This window comes from Phycicoccus sp. CSK15P-2 (genome assembly GCF_016888005.1).
Taxonomy (GTDB): domain Bacteria; phylum Actinomycetota; class Actinomycetes; order Actinomycetales; family Dermatophilaceae; genus Phycicoccus.
Window position 1 is genome coordinate 203084 of record NZ_JAFDVE010000003.1, and the last position, 20041, is coordinate 223124.

Annotated in this window: 17 protein-coding genes, 1 tRNA gene and 1 pseudogene; 10 read left to right on the plus strand and 9 right to left on the minus strand. The window is 70.7% G+C overall.

The annotated features are described in order from the left end of the window. Window positions 1-77: 77 nt before the first annotated feature. Window positions 78-1325 carry a DUF4032 domain-containing protein gene (locus tag JQN72_RS02715; protein WP_204133619.1) on the minus strand — a complete coding sequence of 416 codons (1248 nt, stop codon included), beginning with the start codon at window positions 1323-1325 and terminating at the stop codon, window positions 78-80. A 92-nt stretch (window positions 1326-1417) separates the two neighbouring features. Beyond that, window positions 1418-2515, minus strand: coding sequence for an ABC transporter ATP-binding protein (locus JQN72_RS02720; RefSeq protein WP_204133620.1), 1098 nt, complete (start codon window positions 2513-2515; stop codon window positions 1418-1420). A gap of 194 nt (window positions 2516-2709) precedes the next feature. Between JQN72_RS02720 and JQN72_RS02725 the strand changes: the two genes are divergently transcribed. The 8 genes from JQN72_RS02725 (at window position 2710) to JQN72_RS18155 (ending at window position 10761) form a co-directional block, all read left to right on the plus strand. Further along, window positions 2710-3138, plus strand: coding sequence for a CBS domain-containing protein (locus JQN72_RS02725; protein WP_204133621.1), 429 nt, complete (start codon window positions 2710-2712; stop codon window positions 3136-3138). A 55-nt stretch (window positions 3139-3193) separates the two neighbouring features. Continuing rightward, window positions 3194-4903 carry a serine/threonine-protein kinase gene (locus tag JQN72_RS02730; RefSeq protein WP_204133622.1) on the plus strand — a complete coding sequence of 570 codons (1710 nt, stop codon included), beginning with the start codon at window positions 3194-3196 and terminating at the stop codon, window positions 4901-4903. 116 nt (window positions 4904-5019) lie between these two features. Then, a complete protein-coding gene (locus tag JQN72_RS02735) occupies window positions 5020-6483 on the plus strand; it encodes a threonine/serine exporter ThrE family protein (protein WP_204133623.1) in 1464 nt (487 codons plus the stop codon). A gap of 77 nt (window positions 6484-6560) precedes the next feature. Next, on the plus strand, window positions 6561-7646 hold the full coding sequence (locus JQN72_RS02740; RefSeq protein WP_204133624.1) for an LCP family protein: 1086 nt from the start codon (window positions 6561-6563) through the stop codon (window positions 7644-7646). A gap of 82 nt (window positions 7647-7728) precedes the next feature. Then, window positions 7729-7804: transfer RNA gene (locus JQN72_RS02745), tRNA-Thr, on the plus strand. Window positions 7805-8004: 200 nt separating this feature from the next. Then, window positions 8005-8787, plus strand: a complete 783-nt coding sequence (locus JQN72_RS02750) for a winged helix-turn-helix domain-containing protein (protein ID WP_204133625.1) — start codon at window positions 8005-8007, stop codon at window positions 8785-8787. Window positions 8788-9001: 214 nt separating this feature from the next. Further along, entirely contained in the window at window positions 9002-9166 is a 165-nt protein-coding gene (locus JQN72_RS02755) for a hypothetical protein (protein WP_204133626.1), read from the plus strand. Window positions 9167-10110: 944 nt separating this feature from the next. Next, window positions 10111-10761 carry a Fic family protein gene (locus JQN72_RS18155; RefSeq protein ID WP_239099992.1) on the plus strand — a complete coding sequence of 217 codons (651 nt, stop codon included), beginning with the start codon at window positions 10111-10113 and terminating at the stop codon, window positions 10759-10761. Between the two features lie 142 nt (window positions 10762-10903). Here the strand turns inward: JQN72_RS18155 and JQN72_RS02765 are convergent, their stop codons facing one another. The 3 genes and pseudogenes from JQN72_RS02765 to JQN72_RS02775 form a co-directional block, all read right to left on the minus strand. After that, entirely contained in the window at window positions 10904-11056 is a 153-nt protein-coding gene (locus tag JQN72_RS02765) for a hypothetical protein (protein ID WP_204133627.1), read from the minus strand. A gap of 55 nt (window positions 11057-11111) precedes the next feature. Beyond that, window positions 11112-11621 (minus strand): annotated as a pseudogene (locus JQN72_RS19025) (transposase); the annotation flags it as partial. Next, on the minus strand, window positions 11546-12445 hold the full coding sequence (locus JQN72_RS02775) for a DNA polymerase beta superfamily protein (RefSeq protein WP_204133628.1): 900 nt from the start codon (window positions 12443-12445) through the stop codon (window positions 11546-11548). The gene JQN72_RS02775 and the pseudogene JQN72_RS19025, both read right to left, overlap by 76 nt. A 104-nt stretch (window positions 12446-12549) precedes the next feature. Between JQN72_RS02775 and JQN72_RS02780 the strand changes: the two genes are divergently transcribed. Beyond that, window positions 12550-13977, plus strand: a complete 1428-nt coding sequence (locus JQN72_RS02780; RefSeq protein ID WP_307812379.1) for a 3' terminal RNA ribose 2'-O-methyltransferase Hen1 — start codon at window positions 12550-12552, stop codon at window positions 13975-13977. Further along, window positions 13970-16504 (plus strand): polynucleotide kinase-phosphatase, encoded by a 2535-nt coding sequence (locus tag JQN72_RS02785; protein ID WP_204133629.1) that lies wholly within the window; start codon window positions 13970-13972, stop codon window positions 16502-16504. The genes JQN72_RS02780 and JQN72_RS02785 overlap by 8 nt, the downstream gene beginning before the upstream one ends. A 75-nt stretch (window positions 16505-16579) precedes the next feature. Here JQN72_RS02785 and JQN72_RS02790 read toward each other — a convergent pair whose 3' ends face one another. From JQN72_RS02790 to JQN72_RS02805, 4 genes are all read right to left on the minus strand, one after another. Beyond that, entirely contained in the window at window positions 16580-17839 is a 1260-nt protein-coding gene (locus JQN72_RS02790) for a HipA domain-containing protein (RefSeq protein WP_204133630.1), read from the minus strand. Further along, window positions 17832-18338 (minus strand): helix-turn-helix domain-containing protein, encoded by a 507-nt coding sequence (locus JQN72_RS02795; RefSeq protein ID WP_307812380.1) that lies wholly within the window; start codon window positions 18336-18338, stop codon window positions 17832-17834. Before JQN72_RS02795 ends, JQN72_RS02790 begins: the two co-directional genes overlap by 8 nt. A gap of 250 nt (window positions 18339-18588) precedes the next feature. Then, the gene (locus tag JQN72_RS02800; RefSeq protein WP_204133631.1) at window positions 18589-19170 is read right to left on the minus strand and encodes an antibiotic biosynthesis monooxygenase; all 582 of its coding nucleotides are present in this window, start codon (window positions 19168-19170) and stop codon (window positions 18589-18591) included. An 88-nt stretch (window positions 19171-19258) separates the two neighbouring features. Beyond that, window positions 19259-19978 carry a DUF4190 domain-containing protein gene (locus tag JQN72_RS02805; RefSeq protein WP_204133632.1) on the minus strand — a complete coding sequence of 240 codons (720 nt, stop codon included), beginning with the start codon at window positions 19976-19978 and terminating at the stop codon, window positions 19259-19261. Between the last annotated feature and the right edge of the window lie 63 nt (window positions 19979-20041).

Below are 20041 nucleotides of genomic sequence, written 5' to 3' on the forward strand. Positions count from 1 at the left end.
GGTTGGCGTCCGGGTGCGCACACCCTAGCCAAGAGCCGCGGTCATCTCCGGGTGTTCGAGGGCACGGCCAGCAGGCTCTACGGACCGGTGTCGGCGACCACGGGCAGCTCCTCGGTGTCGACACCGAGGACGGAGCGCTCGTCCGGCTTCTTCGGCAGCACCTTGGCGACGTAGTCGGCGAGCGCGTCGGTGATCGGGATGTCGTGCTGTGCGCGCTCGGCCAGGTACCAGCGGTGCTCGAGGACCTCGTGGAAGACCTCGGCGGGCTCGAGCTTGGCGAGGAGCTCGCGGGGCACGCCGCGGGTCACCGGCTCGTAGACCTTGGCGAGCCAGTCGTGGGCGACGATCTCCTCGTCCTCCCCCTGGCGGTCGGTGGCCGCCGAGAAGACCTCGAGGTCGTTGAGCAGCCGGCGAGCCTGGTTCTCGCGCACGTCCAGCCCGGTGAGCCGCAGCAGCCGGCGAGAGTGGTGACCGGAGTCGACGACCTTCGGCTGGATCCGCAGCGACGCACCGTCGACGTCCGTCATGATCTCGAGCTCGTCGACGTCGAAGCCGAGCTTGTTGAGCCGACGGATGCGGTCGTCGACCCGCCAGCGCTCGGTGTCGTCGATGAGCTCGGAGCCGGTGAGCTCGGCCCACAGCTCGCGGTAGCGCGTGACGATGCGCTCGCTGATGGCGATGGGGTCGCGCTCCTCCTGGAGCAGGCCGCCGGCGTCGAGGTCCATGAGCTCGCCGGCGATGTTGACGCGGGCGATCTCGAGGTCGTGCTCGCGCTGGCCGTCGCTCAGCCGGCTGCGCAGCTCTCCGGTCTCGGCGTCCACGAGGTAGGCGGCGAAGGAGCCGGCGTCGCGGCGGAAGAGCGTGTTCGACAGCGACACGTCGCCCCACCAGAAACCGGTCAGGTGCAGGCGGACGAGGAGCACGGCAAGGGCGTCGATGAGACGGGTCGCGGTGCCCTTGCGCAGGGACTGCGAGTAGAGCGCCCGGTACGGCAGCGAGAACTGTAGGTGCCGGGTCACGAGGCAGGCGTCGAGCGGCTCGCCGTCGGTGCCGACCCGCCCGCTGACGACGGCGAACGGCTCGACCGCGGGCAGGGCGAGCCGGCGCAGGTTGCGGAGCATCTCGTACTCGCGCCGGGCGATGTCGTCCTTGATCTCCTTGATCGCGAGCACCCGCCCGGAGAGCCGGACGAAGCGGACGACGTGCCGGGAGATCCCGCGTGGGAGCGCCGCAAGGAGGTCTTCCGGCCACTCTTCGAGGGGGATGCGCCAGGGGAGGTCGAGGAGAGCCGGGTCGGGCCGTGCGGCGGTGAGCTCGAGCGCCATGGGTCCATCCTCCCGCAGGTGCCCGGCAACGGGCGACGCCCCGGCGAGCGTGGCTCGTCCGGGGCGTCGCGGGGTCGTGCGGCGGGGGTGCCTCAGAGGCGCTGGCCGGAGTCCTTGTCGAAGACGTGGAGGTGCTCGCCCTTGGGGTAGACGTAGACGGTCGAGCCCTTCTCGGGGACCTTGCGGCCGTCGACACGGGCGATGAACGGCTTCGCGAGGTTGTCGTCGCCGCCCTCGAGGGTGATCTTGCTGTCGGTGGGCGTGCCGTAGATGTACGCGTCCGCGCCGAGCTCCTCGATGACGTCGACGGTCAGCTCGAGGCCGTCGTTGTTCGTCGTGAGCTCGACGTCCTCGGGACGGACGCCGACGACGACGTGGGAGCCACCCGCGCCACCCTCACGGGGGATCTTCACGGTGTGGTTGCCGAACTTCGCGCCGTCGGACGTGGCCGGGACGGCGACGAGGTTCATCGCCGGCGAGCCGATAAAGCCCGCGACGAAGAGGTTCGCCGGCTTGTCGTACATCTCGCGGGGCGTGGCGCACTGCTGGAGGATGCCGTCCTTGAGGAGGGCGATGCGGTCGCCCATGGTCATGGCCTCGACCTGGTCGTGCGTGACGTACACGGTCGTGACGCCGAGGCGGCGCTGCAGCGAGGCGATCTGGGTGCGGGTCTGGACCCGGAGCTTGGCGTCGAGGTTCGACAGCGGCTCGTCCATGAGGAACACCTGCGGGGAGCGGACGATCGCCCGGCCCATCGCGACGCGCTGGCGCTGGCCACCGGAGAGGGCCTTCGGCTTGCGCTCGAGGTACTGGGTGAGGTCGAGGATGTTCGCGGCCTCCTCGACGCGCTTGCGGATCTCGCTCTTGTCGACGCCGGCGATCTTGAGCGCGAAGCCCATGTTGTCGGCGACGGACATGTGCGGGTACAGCGCGTAGTTCTGGAAGACCATCGCGACGTCGCGGTCCTTGGGGGACAGGTCGGTGACATCGCGGTCGCCGATCCAGATCTTGCCGCCGTTGACCTCCTCGAGGCCGGCGAGCATCCGCAGCGAGGTGGACTTGCCGCATCCGGAGGGACCCACGAGGACGAGGAACTCGCCGTCCGCGATGTCGATGTCCAGGGAGTCGACCGCCGGCGTCTCCCCGCCCGGGTAGATGCGGGTGGCCTCGTCGAACTTCACAGTTGCCATGGCGTCATTGCCTTCCTTCACCGGCAGGAACGTGCCGGACGATCCGTTGTAAAGGTGGTGCTCCCGCCTGACTCGGTGCACGCGGTGCCGCTCAGTATGCCCGACGCCCGGACGTGCCCGGGAGGGGCGTCCGCACCTCGTGACACCGTGGTCCACCTCTGGCGCGTCGGGGCGCACCGCCCTACCGTTGGCCCATGAGGATCGCGGACGTCGTCAAGCGCAAGGGCGGGGAGGTCGTCACGGTGTCGTCGGACGCCACCGTCACCGAGCTGCTCTCCCTCCTGTCGGAGCACAAGATCGGTGCGGTCGTCGTGAGCGACGACGGGACGGGGCTCGACGGCATCGTCAGCGAGCGCGACATCGTCCGGCACCTGGAGACCGACGGTGCGGCCCTGCTCGACGCCCCCGTCCGGCAGATCATGACGTCCGACGTCCACACCTGCACCCCCGACGACGACCTCGAGGACATGGCGGCGCGGATGACCGACCGCCGCATCCGGCACGTGCCCGTGCTCTCCGAGGGCGCGCTCGCGGCGATCGTGAGCATCGGCGACATCGTCAAGTTCCGGATCGACACCCTGCAGGCCGAGCGCGACCAGCTGCGCGACTACATCTCGCACTAGGCCCTCGCCGGAGGGCCTTCAGCGTCCACCCAGTCTCAGCCCCTACCGTGGTTCCATGACCGCGGACGCCCCGGTCGGCGACCACGTGCCCGGACACGCCGACGACGGACCCGAGCAGCGCATGCTCGGGCCGTACCGGTTGGTCCAGCGGCTCGGCGAGGGCGGGATGGGCGTGGTCCACCTCGCGCTCGACCGGCACGGCCGTGCGTACGCGCTCAAGGTCCTCCGCGCGCACGTCGCCCAGGACCCGCACGCCCGCGCCCGGCTGGCCCGCGAGGTCGCGACGCTCTCCCGGATCGACTCGCCGCGCGTCGCGCCGGTCATGGACGCCGACGTCGACGGCGAGACCCCGTACGTCGTCACCCGGTTCGTCGACGGGCCCTCCCTGGACGACTTCGTCGAGGAGCGCGGGCCGCTCGCGCCGGACGCGCTGCACGGGGTCGCGGCCGGCCTGGCCGAGGCGCTCGACGCCATCCACTCGGCCGGGGTGGTGCACCGCGACGTCAAGCCCGGCAACGTCCTCCTCGTCGACGGCGACCCGGTGCTCATCGACTTCGGCATCGCGCACGCGGTCGACGACGTCCGGCTCACCTCGGCCGGGCTCGTCATGGGCACGCCCGGCTACCTCGCCCCGGAGGTCGTGAGCGGGGAGGACGTCAGCCCGGCGACGGACTGGTGGGGATGGGCCGCGACGACCGCCTTCGCGGCATCGGGCACCCCGCCGTTCGGGCGTGGCTCGATGAACGCGGTCCTGGCCCGGGTGGCCACCGGCGAGCCCGACCTCGTCGCCGTCGACCCGAGGATCGAGCCGCTCCTCTACGCCGCGCTCTCGCCGGAGCCGGGGGAGCGGCCGCACCAGGCCGAGGTCGTCCGGGCGCTCGAGAGCTACGCGCACGGTGCCCCGGCCACGGAGGCCATCACCGTCCGGCGGGTGCGGGACAGCACGGAGGCGCTGCCGGCCACCGGGACCGCCGTCCTGCCGGTCGGGACGCCCGCCGCGGCTCCGAGCGCCCCGCCGCCGGCCCCCCCGTCACCCCGCGCGGAGCCCCCTCGCGCCGAGCTGCCACCACCGCCACCCCCGAGCGGTGCGGGGTACCCGGGGCCGCCGCACCAGCGCCTCGGAGAGGACGACGACCTCTCCGGCCGGGTCGTCGACCCCCGCATCGGGATGCCGACCCGGTCCGGGACGCTGCTCGCCCTGCTGGCCCTCCTCGCGGGGGTCACCGTGGCCGCACCGCTCGTCGGGCTCCTGCTCCTCGGTGTCTGGATGGTCGTCGCCCGCACCTCGGACCGCTCCGTCACCTCGCTCGTCATGCGCCGGCACGAGCGGGGGCAGCGGGGCAGTGACGTCGCCGTCGCCGTGGTCGCGAGCCCGTGGCATCTCGTCGTCGGGCTCGTCGGGACGCTCATCACCCTCGTCCTGCCCCTGCTCGTCGGGGTCTGCGCGATGTTCGCGGCGACGCTCGTCGTCGGCCAGGGGACCGGTCGGGAGACGAGCGCGGACGGCGTCGTGCCGCTGGTCGCGGCCGGGGTGTTCACCGCGCTCACGGCGTGGTGGGGTCCTGGCGGGGCCAGCCTGCGCCGCGGCAGCCGCAGCCTGGTCCGCGGCGTCACCCGGAACCCCACGGCGCGGCAGGTCGTCGTCATCGGCCTGCTGCTCGCGGCGGCCGTGCTCGTGGCGCTCACCGTGAGCCGGGGCGAACCGTCGTGGGTGCCGCTGCAGGAGGCCCCGTCCTGGGTCGACGGGTTGGTCCCCGCGCCGTGAGCGACCCGCAGCCCTCGCCGGACCGCAAGGCCCGAGCGGGCCGCGCTACCCGCCGGCCCGTCCCCCGAAAGCCACCCCGGCGCCCCGCCGGGCCGAGCCAGGAGCCGCACGACGACATGGACCAGGTGACGCCGAAGCCGAAGCGGCAGCGGGTCATCCGAGGGGACGTGCCCACCGAGCCGATGCCGATGCTGGACCTCCTGCGTCGCACGCCGTTCCGGCACACCCGCATCCCGGAGCAGGCCGGGGCGGACGAGCACGTGCGCGTGGGGCTCGACCTCGCGGTGCGGGTCGGCGAGCTCATGCTGCGCTCCGGGGCGGGCGCGCCGCACGTGGAGGGCGCGATCGCCGCGGTGGCCGCCGCCGCAGGTGTGCACCGGGTCGAGCTCGACATCACGATGCAGTCGATCTTCCTCCAGGCGACGAGCAGTGACGGGCGGGTCCACACCCTGCTCAAGGTGGTCCGGCACACCCGGTTCGACTACGCGCGGCTCACCGCCGTGCACCGGCTGGTCCACTCGCTCGTCGAGGGGGACGTCACCACCGAGCAGGCGGCGGTGCGGCTCGGCGAGATCGAGCGGCATCCGCGCAACTTCCCGGTCTGGGTCGTCGCGGGGGCCAACGCGGTGCTGGCGTCCGCCGTCGCGGTCATCATCGGGGCGGGCCCGGTCGCGGCGTTCGTGACCGTCGTCGTCGTGCTCCTCGTCTCGTTCGTCGGGCGGCTGCACGCGAAGGTCGACCTGCCGGAGTTCTACGGCAACGCGATCAACGCCTTCGTCGCCACGCTGCTCGCCGGGGTGGGGTACGCCCTCGGCGCGATGGGCGTGATCGAGCTGAGCCGGACCGACTTCGCGTTCGTCGTGGCCGGCGGGATCGTCGCGATGCTGCCGGGGCGGACGATGGCCTCGGCGATCGAGGACGTCATCTTCGGTTACCCGCTGACCGGCGCGGGGCGGCTGCTCGCGGTCTTCCTGTCCCTCACCGGTCTCGTCATCGGCATCGCCGCGGGTCTGGGCGTGATGGTCGAGGTCACCTCGCGGCTCGAGACGTCCTTCGTGTCCCCGGACGTGCTCGACCTTCGGGTCAGCGAGGCGCCGCTCGTCCCGGGGCTCGTCGCCTCGCTCGTCGTCGGGCTCGCGGCGTCCCTCACGGTGCAGAGCCGGAGGATGCTCGTCGTCCCCACGGGTGTCCTGACGGTCGTCGGGGTGGCCGGCGTCGCGTTCCTCACCCGCGGGGTGGGCATCGGCGTCATCACCGCCACCGGGCTCGCGGCGGTCGTCGTCGGGGTGATCGGTCGGCTCGTGTCGCAGCGGATGGACGCGCCGCCGCTGGTCCTCGTCGTGCCGGCGTCGTTCGGCCTGCTGCCCGGTCTGACGATCTTCCGGGGCCTCTACGAGATGGTCGGCCAGGGCTCGCAGGCGGGTGTGCTCACCGTCCAGTCGGGGATCACGACGCTGCTCAGCGCGGGGGCGGTCCTCCTCGCGATCGCGACGGGCACCGTGCTCGGCGAGTTCGTCGCGTCCCCGTGGGACAGCCAGATGCGCGGTGCGCAGGACCTGTCGGGTCGCTCCGGCCCGTGATCCCGGGCGCGGACCCTGAGAACCGCCCCAGGTGTCGGTTCCGCTCCCGGCTCGGGTTCCGCCTACCCTCTGGTGCCATGCGTACCCGTGCCGTCGCCGCACTCATCGTCGTCCTCGCCCTCGCGGCCGGCTGCTCCGGAGACCCCGAGCCCGCGTCCACCGTCGCCGCGACCAGCGCGTCCGCCACCCCGACGCAGACCCCCACGCCGGACGTCGTCGTCGAGGGGGCCGACGAGCAGCTCACCGCCGCGGTGGCCGAGGTCTACGAGGGCAAGACGGGCATCACGGCCGAGGCGCACCTCGGCACGTGGAAGAAGGAGAAGGTCGCGGTCGTCACCTCCGGGGACGACGTGACCCTGGCCGTCGGGCCGACGTGGAAGGTCGTCGGTGGCTGGTGGCCGTCGCTGGACAAGGAGCCGCAGCTCGGCAAGGGGCCGCGTTTCGTCCTCGTCATCGGCTCGGACGCCCGCTCGGACGAGTCGCTCGAGGGCACCCGCGGTGACACCCTCCAGATCATCGGCGTCGACGGCAAGGGCGGCGGTGGCGTGATGGGCCTTGCCCGGGACATCTGGGCGCCGATGCCGGGCGGGGGCAAGGCGAAGCTCAACGCCGCGTTCGCGTTCGGTGGCGGCAAGGGCCAGGTATCCAGCGTGAAGGAGGTGACGGGCCTGCCGATCGAGGGGTACGTCGTCACCGGGTTCAAGGGCTTCAAGGCCATCGTCAAGGGCAACGACGGCGTCCCGATGGACATCGCCAAGACCCTCGTCTTCCTCAAGAAGCAGACGATCAAGAAGGGCAAGCGCACCCTGGACGCCAAGACCGCGCTGCGGTACGTCCGGGAGCGCAAGTCGCTGCCCGACGGCGACTTCGGGCGGTCGTACAACCAGGGCGACATGCTGCTCCAGGCAGCGGTCGCGGCGCGGATCTCCGGTGTCGACATCCTGGCGAAGGAGATGACCCTCGTCTCGAAGAACGCCGAGTCGGACATGTCCGCCGAGGACGTGCTGACCTTCGTCGCGTCGTTCTACAAGCTCGACCCCGGCAAGGTGGGCCACGAGGTCGCCAAGGGCGGTTTCGGCACGTCGTCCGACGGGCAGTCCATCGTGGTCCTCGACGCGGACTCCAAGGCGAACTTCAGGAAGTTCCGCGACGGTCGTCTCTGACGCGTCGGGCAGTCGTCCCGGGTGGCCGGACGCCGCCGGCGCCGCCGCGTAGAGTGTGTGGCCGTCCGCCGCTCGGCGGTTCGCTGGCGTGGCGCAATCGGTAGCGCACCTGTCTTGTAAACAGGTGGTTGGGGGTTCGAGTCCCCCCGCCAGCTCCAATTGCGCGGTGGCGCAGCCGAATTGCGCTTCGGCCTCATGGCGGGGACAACTGTCCCACAAACAGGTGCGCTGCGTGCGTGTTACAGCCCCGATACCTCCGTTGACCAGCGACGATGCCGGGTCGGGTGGCGGATCGCAGGAGGGGTCGCTGTCTGCGAGTGGCACTCGTGGGTCGCCAGCAGGTGGCACCCGATCGCACGTGGGCGGCACGGACCTGCGTGCGGGAACCGGCACCGGTCAGGTGCAGCTGACGATGAGACGGTTGGGACACGCCCTCGCTGATCGCCTCTGTCCGCCCCCGACTTCCGGTTGCCTGGCCGCCATGAGGGCCTCTGCCTCGATCAAGTGGCACCGTCGGATCTTTCATGAGAACGATGTTATGATTCATTTCATGAAAGAAGGCTCGGCGGTGCTGCTGCCGCTGCTGCGCTCGCGCACGCAGGGGGACATCATCGCGTGGATCCTGCTCCACCCGGAAGAGCAGTTCTCGCTGACGGAGATCGGGCGGGCGGTCGGCGTATCGGGGCCGACGGTCATGAGAGAGGTCGACCGCTTGGCGGAGGCAGGGTTGATCCGTGAGGAACGGCGTGGGAACCAGCGGCTGGTCAGCGCCGATACGGCGAACCCGGTGTTCGGGCCGTTGGCCGGCTTGATGGCCGTGACGTTCGGCCCGGTGCCGGTGCTGCGCGAGCTCCTGGCCGACGTACCCGGCGTGCGTGAGTCATGGATCTACGGGTCGTGGGCGGCTCGCTACGCCCAGCAGCCAGGGCCGGTCCCCGGGGACATCGACGTCCTCGTGGTGGGGTCTGCGGACCTCGACGTCCTCGACGAGGTAGCCCAGTCGGCGGGGCAGCGGCTCGGTCGCGAGGTCAACATGCGCCGGGTGCGCCCCTCGGCCTGGGACGCCGCCGACGCAGATCCGTTCAAGGCGACCGTGACGTCCCGGCCGATGGTTGCCCTGATCGGCGGTGAGGGCCGATGACCCGCTGGGCTACCGGGCGAGAGGACCTCGAGGCGATGGTCACGGCCGGCGACCTCGAGCAGGTCGCCCCGTCGCCGGAGAACGCGGCGCGCTTGCTGGCCGAGGCCGAGCGACATCTCCGATCCGCCGAGCTCGTCGCGGAGGCCGACCCGGCAAGGGAGGGCACATCGCGGTCCAGGAGGCGGTAACCGCGCAGCTGGGTCGCAGCGGCGCCGTGGTGCGACCGTTCGGCCGGCTCCGGAGAACTCGCAACGACGCCGACTACCCGCGACTGGACACGCCAGAACTCAGCGCGGAGGACATCGCCGAGGACCTCCCGAAGGCCAAGGAGATCGTCGCCGCGATGCAGCGCCTACTACCTCACCTGCAGCCGTGGTGAGCGTCGGGGGTGGCGCTTCGTGCAGTGCCAGGACCTGTGATGAAAGTCGTCGCAGCCAGTGGTCGATGCTGGCGATGTGGACGGTCGCGGCGTAGCGGATGGCGAGCTTGTCGTATCTGGTGGCGAATTCGCGGTGGTGTTGAGGTGGTTGAAGCCGCATTCGACGGCGTGCCGGTCTTTGTCGTGCTCGGTGTCGAACGCGGGTGGTCTGCCGCCGTGGGGGCCGCGCCGGGCCCGGTGTCCGGCTTGGTCGGCCGGGACCGGCGCTTCTCATCGACGAATGCGTCGACCCGGCGATGCGTGAGGTGCCCAGAGGCGCATACCCTCATCTATTGAGATAAATGAGGGTATGCCTCTCGGGTGGTCTCAGATACTCAGTCGGCCCCGCCCGGTGGCGCGCAGGGTGGTTCGATGACGGCGCCCGGTAACGACGAGTCCACTGTGAACATCGAGAGGCCTTGGCCGCCCGTGGGGTATGAGGAGGTTGTCTGGGACGTCGACCCGGTCTCGGGGATGCCCCGGCAGGACCGTGCCTGGATCGGCCGACCGTACCGAGCGGCGGTCCCGCCGGCTATCGCTGTACTGGACATCCGCACCTCCGGTGAGGTGGCTGCCCTCGCCGAGGAGGCCGCCTCCGAGGTGCGCGCATTCGATGCCGAGATGGGGCACGAGATCGCTCCTTTCGCGGCTGTGCTGCTGCGAACGGAGTCCGCGGCCAGCTCGCAGATCGAGCAGTTGTCGGCTTCTGCTCGCGAGATCGCCGAGGCCGAGGCGGGAAGCGCCGGCAGCGAGCACGCCCAGATGATCATCGCCAACGTGCGCGCCATGACGGCCGCCCTGGAGCTCTCCGACCGTCTCGACGCCGGCGCGATCTTGGCCATGCATGACGTGCTGATCTCCCCGAGCGACCCCGAGGTCGCTGGGCGGTGGCGCGTCGACCAGGTATGGATCGGCGGTCCACGGGGGCTGGGGGCTCAGGTGCCGCACCGCGCGACGTCGTTCCCCCGGTCGCGGGGCGCGTCCCGGCAGCCATCGACGACCTCGTCGACTTCGTTTCCCGTGACGACCTGCCGGCACTCGCACAGGCCGCGATCACCCACGCGCAGTTCGAGACCATCCACCCTTTCGTCGATGGCAACGGGCGCACAGGCCGCGCCCTCCTTCATGCGATGCTGCGGGCAAAGGGCGTTTCTCAACACGTCTCGGTACCGATCAGCGCGGGGCTGCTGACCGATACCGACGGGTACTACGACGCACTGACTGACCGCCTTCCGCGCAGGCGAGCACGAGCCGATCATCGCCACCGTCTCGCGCGCTGCCCTCGTTGGCGCCGACAACGGGAGGCACCTGGTCTCCGACCTCGCCGACGTCGTCGCCCGCTGGGAGGACCAGCTGACCGGCATCCGCCGAGACGCGGCCAGCCGCAGGCTGACGGCCGCACTGCTCCGCGCCCCGGTCGTGTCCGCGCCCATGGTTCGCGACATCCTGGGCATCGACAAGAACGAGCACCGCCACATCGACGCCCTTGTAGAGCGAGGAATCTTGGTGGCGCACACCGACTACAAGACCCGAAACCGGACTTGGCGCGCCCCTGACGTGCTAGAGGTTCTCGACCGCTACTCCCAGCGAGCTGGTCGCCGCGGCTCGTCCTGAGCACCAGGGGCGGAGAACTCATCGACACGGTATGGAGGAGGTCGCGTCTGACCTGTGGTTCCCCCCGAATCGTGGAGGGCTTGGCTATGCGGCTTCCCGGTCGGGGGTCGCGGTGTTCTCGTAGTTGATGGGACTCATCATGCCTGCCGAGCCGTGTCGGCGTTCGTGGTTGTGGAAGCCGTAGCGCCACTCGAGCACGACGGCCTGCGCGGCGCGGGTGCTTCGACAGCCCGTCACGGCCCTCTCGTGCCTCCTCGGCACGGGCCACCCAGTTGCCCAAGGTGCCCTCGTTCACGCCGAGGTCACGCGCGACCTGCGCGATCGGCTTCCCGGTCTCCTCGACGATCCGAACCGCTCCCTCACGGAACTCCCGATCGTACTTCTTCCTGATCTCTTGCATCTCGATCCTCATCGTCGATGCTCTACGGTTCGGGGGTCCCCCATCTCGCGAAGCGCCTCGTCGACCCCGCGCTCTCCGGCGATGCCGATGGCAAGGCCTGGTCGCACGAAACGCTGTCCTGGACCTGAGGCAAGTCGCAAGAACGCCAGCCCGCCATGACGGGCGCCCTTCCCAGGTTGTCGAGCGCATTCGCGGCGCGGCGCCGGATCGTCCGGGCCGCGAGCGTGTGATCCGCACTAGTCGACTGGGCGACCGACGGTCGCCAGCTCTCTCCGTTGGCCGCCGCGAGCCTCGCTGACGCTGTTGCAGGCGCCGGATGCACGACCTCAGCCAGGCTCGCCGGTGCCGGCCTCCGCGGCCCAGTAGGACAGGTGGCTGCGGTGCAGCCACCTGTCCACCCATTCCCGATCAGGATGAGGTGGCACGTCAGCGGAGCCCTGCAGGAGAGTCAGCCTGGACTCGGCCTCGTCGACCTTGGCGACCACCTCGTCCAGCTCGACCTCCCCATGGCGCACGCGTCGCAGGTACTCGCGGCCCGGCTCCGGAACAGGCAGGGTGATGCGCCCCGTGGTCAGGAGCTCGACGCCTTGGATGCCGAGTCGAAGGGCGTGCATCGCGAACTTCGTGTCGTAGCCGTGCTCGGCGACCAGCTCGGGGCGGTTGGTGTGGGCTCCCACCTGCCCCGTCATCGCCGCTCGCTGCGACCGGAGGTACCCGAGGAAACGGGCGGCGGCCAGCCGGGAGACGAAGCGGTGGGAGTTGTCGACCAGCTCTGCTCCGGCGTGGTTGCGGAAGACCACCTCCTCGTCCGGGACGAACAGCGCGAGCAGGACCGTGGGGTTCCCTCCCAGAGCCAGCCGGCACCACTTCCTCGCCGAGTAGACGACGACATCGAGGTCCCCAGCGCCGGACCGGTTGGCAAGCCCGCCGGGCCGGTCCCACACCGTGTGCCGCTGGTACTGCTCGAACCCGACCTCGGCGTCGCCGTGGCCGGTCCCGCGCGGGACGCGGGCCAGCCCGGTCACGAAGCGGGCCGGCTCGAGGCAGATGCCCATCTCGTCGCGGTCGTCCTGGCCGCTGATCGAGGTGCCGTGCACCCCCGAGCCGACCTGGACGCGCAAGATCATTCCCTCTTCGGCGATCGCCCTGGCCTCTTCGGACGCGTGCGGGTGGGCGAAGCCCGGAGGCAGGGTTCGGTCGCCCTCGATTACGGATGCCGGCGTCATGCGCGGAACGCTACGTCCTGACCGACCCGGCTACGACGGACTTTCCAGGGAGCGCCAACACGAGCAGCCAGAACACGAATCCACTCGATCGACGATGTCGACTCGTGCACACTGTGCCGGTGCTCATGACGGTGACGACCACCCACCAGCCGGCGACGGACCTGGGCTACCTGTTGCACAAGCACCCGGACCGGGTCCAGCAGTTCTCCCAGTCGTTCGGGACGGCGACCGTGCTCTACCCGGAAGCTACGCCCGAGCGATGCACGGCAGCGTTGCTGCTGGAGGTCGACCCGGTGCGGCTGGCCCGTTCGCGGGGCAGGAAAAGCCCGGACTTCAGCCTCGGGCAGTACGTGAACGACCGTTCGTACGCCGCGTCCTCACTGCTGGGTGTCGCCATGGCGGACGTGTTCAGCACGGCCCGCGCAGGGCGGTGCGCCTCCCGGCAGGAGCTCGCGGACTCGGCGATACCGCTGGAGATCGCTCTGCCGGTGCTTCCGTGCCGCGGAGGCGAGGACGTCGCCAGGAGGCTCTTCGAGCCGCTCGGGTGGTTGGTGGAGGTCGAGACGATCGCCCTGGACGACGGGTTCCCGGAGTGGGGTGACTCGCGTTACCTGCGGCTGCGGCTGTCAGGGTTGACCCGCCTCTCGGACGCACTGAGCCAGCTGCACGTGCTGCTGCCCGTGCTCGACGAGTCCAAGCACTACTGGCAGGGACCGGACGAGGTCGACAAGCTGCTGCGCTCGGGCGAAGGGTGGCTGGCGACGCACCCGGAGGCGACCCTGATCACCCGGCGCTACCTCGGCCGAGGTGGGGGGCTGGCCAGGGCGGCCCTGGCTCGCCTGGCAGAGCTCGGCGACGACGTCGAGGAGGCCCTCGAACCCAAGGCTGAGGAGGAGGCGCTGCAGCCGGAGGAGAGGAGGGTTCCGCTGAACACCGCGCGGCACGACGCGGTCCTCGCGGCGCTGCTCGAGCTGGGAGCGGGCTCGGTCATCGACCTCGGGTGCGGCCCCGGCCAGTTCCTCGACCGGCTGGTCCGGACCCCGGCCTTCACCAGGGTCTCGGGGTGCGACGTGTCGACCCGGTCCCTGCAGCTGGCCGCCCGTCGCTTGCGGCTGGAGCGGATGAGCGAACGCCAGGCGGAGCGCGTCACTCTGTTCCAGGGCGCACTGACCTACGAAGACGCGCGGTTCGCCGGCTACGACGCGGCAGTGCTCATGGAGGTCGTCGAGCATGTCGACCCGCCCCGGCTGGCGGCGCTGGAGCGGGTCGTGTTCTCCGCTGCCCGTCCCGCGGCCGTCGTCGTGACCACCCCGAACGCCGAGTACAACGTCCGGTACGAGGGGCTGACGGGGATGCGGCATCCCGACCACCGCTTCGAGTGGACCCGCGCCGAGTTCGCCGGCTGGGCCGAGACCGTCTGCGACGCGCACGGCTACACCGTCGTCCTGCGCGGGATCGGCGAGGACGACCCGGAGGTGGGCAGCCCGACCCAGATGGCGATCTTCACCCGAGGGGAGACGAGCGATGACTGAGGCCGGTACCCGGCCGGGCCCGACGATCCAGGTCACGGTTCCTGCCCGGGGGCTCGTCGTGCTCGTCGGGGTGTCCGGGAGTGGAAAGTCCACGTTCGCCCGGACGCACTTCAAGCCCACTGAGGTGATCTCCAGCGACTTCTGTCGTGGGCTCGTCGCCGACGACGAGAACGACCAGTCCGCCACTCCTGACGCTTTCGACGTCCTCCACTACATCGTGGGCACCCGCCTGCGTCGCGGCCTGCTGACCGTCGTCGACGCGACGAACGTGCAACCGGCGGCGCGGGCCTCCCTCGTCAAGCTGGCGAAGAGCCACGATGTCCTCGTGGACGCCATCGTCATCGACGTGCCCGAGGCCGTTGCGGTGGACCGCAACCGGCAGCGGCCCGACCGGGACTTCGGCGACCACGTCATCACGCGCCAGCGCCGTGACCTGCGTCGTTCGCAGGGGCGGCTGGGTAAGGAGGGTTTCCGACGCGTCCACACTCTCCGCGGCACCGACCAGGTCGAGGCCGTCGAGATCGTCCGCGAGCGTCCGTGGAACGACCGCACCGACCTGCACGGCCCGTTCGACGTCATCGGCGACGTCCACGGCTGTGCGTCCGAGCTCCGTTCGCTGCTCGTCGACCTCGGATGGCAGCTCGACCTCGACGACGCCGGCCGCGCCGTCGGGGCCTCGCATCCGCAGGGGCGGCAGGCTCTCTTCGTCGGTGACCTCGTCGACCGGGGCCCGGATACTCCCGGCGTCCTGCGACTGGTGATGGGCATGGTGGCCACGGGGTCCGCGCTGTGCGTCAGCGGCAACCACGAGGCGAAGCTCGTCCGCGCACTCAAGGGCGCCCGCGTCAAGGTGTCACACGGGCTGGCCGAGTCCCTGGCCCAGCTCGAGCCGGAGGCGGACGAGTTCCGGGCCGACGCGCTGGCGTTCATGGACGGACTCATCAGCCACTACGTCCTCGACGACGGCAAGCTCGTCATCGCCCACGCCGGGCTCAAGGAGGCCTACCACGGGCGCACCTCGGGGAGGGTCCGCTCCTTCGCCCTGTACGGCGACACCACCGGTGAGACCGACGAGTACGGGCTGCCGGTGCGCTACCCGTGGGCGCGGGAGTACCGGGGCCAGGCCGTGGTCGTCTACGGCCACACGCCCGTCCCGACCGCGGAATGGGTCAACAACACCATCTGCCTGGACACCGGCGTGGTCTTCGGTGGCTCGCTCACGGCGCTGCGGTACCCCGAGCGCGAGCTCGTCTCGGTCCCGGCCCAGCAGCAGTGGTACGAGCCGGTGCGACCGCTCGCGCCGGCCACCCCCGAGCGCGATGCCGCCACGCTCGAGATCGGAGACGTCACCGGGACGCGATGGATGGAGACCAGACACGCCGGGAAGGTGAAGATCCCGGAGGAGAACGCCGCCGCGGCCCTGGAGGTGATGAGCCGTTTCGCCGTCGACCCGCGCTGGCTGATCTACCTCCCGCCGACCATGTCGCCGGTCGCCACCTCCACGCGCGAGGGCTTCCTCGAGCACCCCGAGCAGGCATTCGAGGAGTACTCCCGCTGGGGTGTGACCCGAGTGGTGTGCGAGGAGAAGCACATGGGCTCGCGTGCCGTGGCGGTCATCGCCCGCGACGCCGAGGCCGCTGCGCGACGCTTCGGTGTCACCGACGGCTCATCCGGCGTGGTCTACACCCGCACCGGACGCTCCTTCTTCCCCGACACGGCCCCGCTCGTGGACGGGCTCCGCTCCGCGGCAGGGCCGCTGTTCGAGTCGCTCGACACCGACTGGCTGGCTCTGGACTGCGAGCTGCTCCCGTGGTCCGCCAAGGCACTCGCGCTCATCCGTTCGCAGTACGCCTCTGTCGGTGCCGCGGCACGCGCAGCCCTACCGGAGGCGCTCACCGTGCTCGAGCAGGCTGCTGCGCGAGGGCTCGACGTCGCGGACTTCACCGACCGGACCCGACGGCGGCTCGACAACGCGCATGCGTTCCGTGACGCGTACGCCGCCTACGTCCGTCCGACCGACGGCTTCGAGGGAGTCACCCTCGCACCGTTCCAGGTCCTCGCCGCCGAGGGGCGCGCGCTCGCCGTCACCGAGTCCCACGAGTGGCACCTGAGCACGCTGGCCCGCCTCGAGGGCGATCTCATCACGGCAACACGGCACCGCTACGTCGACCTCGCCTCCCCGGCGGACCGTGACGCCGCGACCCGGTGGTGGCTCGACCTCACTGCGGCCGGCGGTGAAGGCATGGTGGTCAAGCCGGCCCACCTCGTCGACGGCAGGGTCCAGCCGGGAGCGAAGGTCCGAGGACCGGAGTACCTGCGCATCATCTACGGACCCGACTACACGGACTCCCTCGACGTGCTGCGAGGCCGCCACCTCGGCAAGAAGCGACAGCTGGCCTTGCGCGAACACGGGCTCGGGCTCGACGCCCTGTCGGCCTTCGTCCAGAACGAGCCCCTGTGGAAGGTCCATCAAGCCGTGTTCGCCGTCCTGGCGTTGGAGTCCGAGCCCGTCGACCCCCGGCTGTGAGGCCGGGCCTGACGAGGGTCTCGATCCCGGTGGGTGTGGGCGAGGTCGGCGAATCTACGGTCCAGGGGTCGCGCGTCACAGCCGGGCGATGATCCGATCGCAATGGGCGGACACCTCGCCGACGGAGCGGTCACGCACCTCGTCCACACCAGGTGCGTCGCCGAGGTCATGCAGGGCGCGGTCGTAGGCCGCGGGGAAGCCGCTGGCGAGCTGGTGCACACGTGCGCGCAGTAGGTCGGCTGGAAGAGCGAGGATGCGTGCGGCCCGGCCCCATTGCTTGGCGTAGATCCGAGTGAACAACCGTTGTCCACCCACCGACAGCGCCACCTTGCGCTCCACGCGGCCGGTGTCATAGACGAGCGCAGTCGCCAGGTCGTACAGGGGCGCGATGAGGTTGCCGTGCGGGCCGCGAAGGATCGACAGGTTCTTCGAGTGCCCGTCAGGGGCGCCGGACACCACGTTGATGACGAGGAAGTCCGCCAGTGCCAGCAGGTCGTCCCCGACCTGGGAAGACTGCTGTCGGACGGTGCGCACCATGTCCTCGAGGGTAGGCCCGCCTTTGTCCTCGTACTTTCGCTCAGGCATGCGGCCCAGCGCTTGGCAGAAGTCCTCCTGGTGGATTCGGACGATCGACCCGTCGGCCGCAACGGCGCGATCGAACCGTTCGATGACGATGGCCCATCGGTCTCCGAAGCGCTGGTAGTGCGTGGGGGCGACGTCGACGCCGAGCATGCGGGCTGCGGCCATGGTGGCGTGCTCGACGAGGGCCTGCTGGTGCAGGTCGCGGATGCCCGGTTTGACGATGTGCGTGGTGGCGCCAGCACCGTGCGCGCTGTGCCACGCATCATCGATGCGGGCGAGGGCGAACTTCTCCTGCTGGCCGCCCAAGGACCAATGCTCGTCGGGCATCGTCCACGACACCGGGTCCTCGGCCAGGTGAGTCAAGCGCTCTTCGATGTCGGCGTCGGTGAGTCGCTCGTAGCGCGTGTCTCGTCCGGTGAGCAGGTCGAGCTGGTCCGGGCGGCAGAACTGGACTGCGCCGGGGCAGTCCCAGCCCATCTCCGCGAGGACTGCAAAGATGTCGTCCTCGTCTGTACCCAGCTGACGCGCCCAGCGCTCGCGGGCACCCCGACTCTCCGGGAGCAGCCCGGCAAGGAACGGCAGGGCGCGTTCAGGGGCGTACGCCTCGCCTTGAAGCGGCAACCGGGCAGAGAGCGCGACCGAGCCTTGACGAACGTAGTCGGGCAGATACTGCAGTGTGGGGGATTGATGCGGTTGTTGCTGCAGGCGGGCGACGACCTGCCCGTACAGCAACACGAGCAGGTCGTCAGCCATCGCCGCCTTCAGGGGAGCCGTGGTCGAGAGGATGGCCTTCAGTGGTGGGATTCTCGGCCGCCAGGAGCCAGCCCTTTCGGCGCACCAAGGCAGCGTCGATCTGCCGCTCCAGTGCGAGCTCGACGGGGGTGGCGTCGTGACGGGGGCGGGGGAGGCGCTTGAGCGGGATCGTCTTCGGGGTGGTTGTGGCCTGCCGTTTCGCCCGCTTGGGTGTGTGCTTCGTGGCCGGCTCACCTGCGTCGGACCCCGACGGTCGCGATGACTCACCGCCGTCCTGTGCCGGTGATGGCTCGTCGAGGAGAAGGGTCATGCCCAAGGCGCTGAGCAGCCGGAACAATGGTTCGAGCTCGGCACCGCGGTGACCACCTTCGAGGCGGGTCAGCCACGATCGAGAGACGCCCGCGCGCTCAGCGAGATCGGCCTGGCTCAGTCCTTGTCGGCGGCGGGAACTGCGCACGATGGCGCCGAGCTTGGTCCAGTCGTTGATCAGTGTTGCCACGGTCACCACCTTGCAGTATATCTTCGTTCGAAGTCATATTTCCACGGACCTCGAACGAAGGCAAGGATGCTATGTCTGCGAACGAGGTCGCTTGGTGAATGCTCGATCGAAGACGGTCCGGCCCCGGCATCCAACGCGAAGTGAAGCCTCGCCCGGAGGCTGGACGCGGTGCTGCGCGTGCTCTACGTCTTCGTCGGGCTCGCCCTGCGCGCCGAGGGTGACCGGGACGGCTCGTCGGGACGAGCCGACGTCACCGGCGCCAGGGCGGGGGCTCGCCCTGAAGGAACCAGGACATCCGGCGGGTGACCCACGGCAGGGCGAGGTAGGTCATCGTCGGCGTCATGACGAGGATCGTCACGAGGACCCGGGGCACGAGCGGCAGCGTGTCCAGGCCCACGTGCGGGACGAGCCAGTTGACGAGCAGGCTGAGCGGGAAGAACACGAGGAAGATGGTCACCGCCTGCTTCCAGCGAGGGGGCGCCACCGGCTGGGGACGAAGGTCGTCGACGTCGCGCAGCGCGGGCTCGTCGAACCAGCCCTCGATGCCGGTGCGCCGTTCGACGCGAGACTCGACCACCCCGAGCCCTGCGGCCGAGTCGCGCCACCAAGCCCGCTGCTGCGAGGCCTCCCACCGGGCGAGCGAGTCCGCGTCGGCGAAACGGTAGAGCATGTGCCATGTCCCGGAGTCCGGGCCGGGACGCACCCATCCGGCGCCGAGGAAGCCTGGGAAGCGCTGCGCGAGGGCCGTTCCGGCCTGCACCCAGCTGGTCATCTCGGGCTCGTGGCCAGGGTCGAGGTGGCGGGTCACGGAGACGGTGACGGGTCCGGTCATGGCCTCCATGATCCCGCAGGCCGCGGGACGCCCGGCACCGGCTCACCTCGCGGGTACGCTGCGTCCCCCGCGAGGGGCGTCGCCGACGTCACACGGGTGCCGACTCCGGCCCGGGCAGCGAGAGTGCGATGCACACGATCTCCCGGTCGCCCTCCCGCCAGTTCTGCCGCAGTGGGTACAGGTAGTAGAGGTCGAACTCGTCGCTCGTGGTCGACCCGAGCGCGCTCGTCTCGAAGCGCTCCGTGCAGCCGCGCGTCGCCAGGGTGTCGAGGCGGTCGTCGCCGGGGAAGGGGCCGGGCTCGAGGTCGAACGTGGCGAAGACCTCGGCCTGGTGCGGCTCGCTGCACGGCACGGCGGGCAGCGAGTAGATCGTGCTCCGTTCCGTGATCTCCTCGAAGCAGTCCCCCACGTGCAGGTCCCTCGCCGACACCTGCCCGGACGACACGACCGCGCCGTCGTCACCCCGGGTGGCCGAGGACAGCACGGCGAACGCGACCGCCCCGACCAAGGCCAGGACCCACGCCCCGGACAGGCACAGACCGGCGACGGCCATCCCCCGCCCCGCCTGGCCGGTGCGCCTGACCTGCGAGAGGGCCGCGATCCCGAAGCCGACGGAGAACAGCACGGCCCCGAGGAGACCCAGGACGAGGGAGGTGATCGCGAAGCCGTTGGTGCCGGGTGGACGGACGACCATCGGCTGCCCGGGCGGTGCGGGCCAGGCCGGGTGCGGCGGGTACCCGGGGGGTGGCGTCGGCAGGCCGGGCGCGGGCGGGTACGACGACGGCTCTCGGCCCCCCGGATGGTCCATGCGGTCAAGCGTACGGGGCGTCGTGCGGACGCCGCGGGCGATCGGGCATCCCGGTGCGCGGCC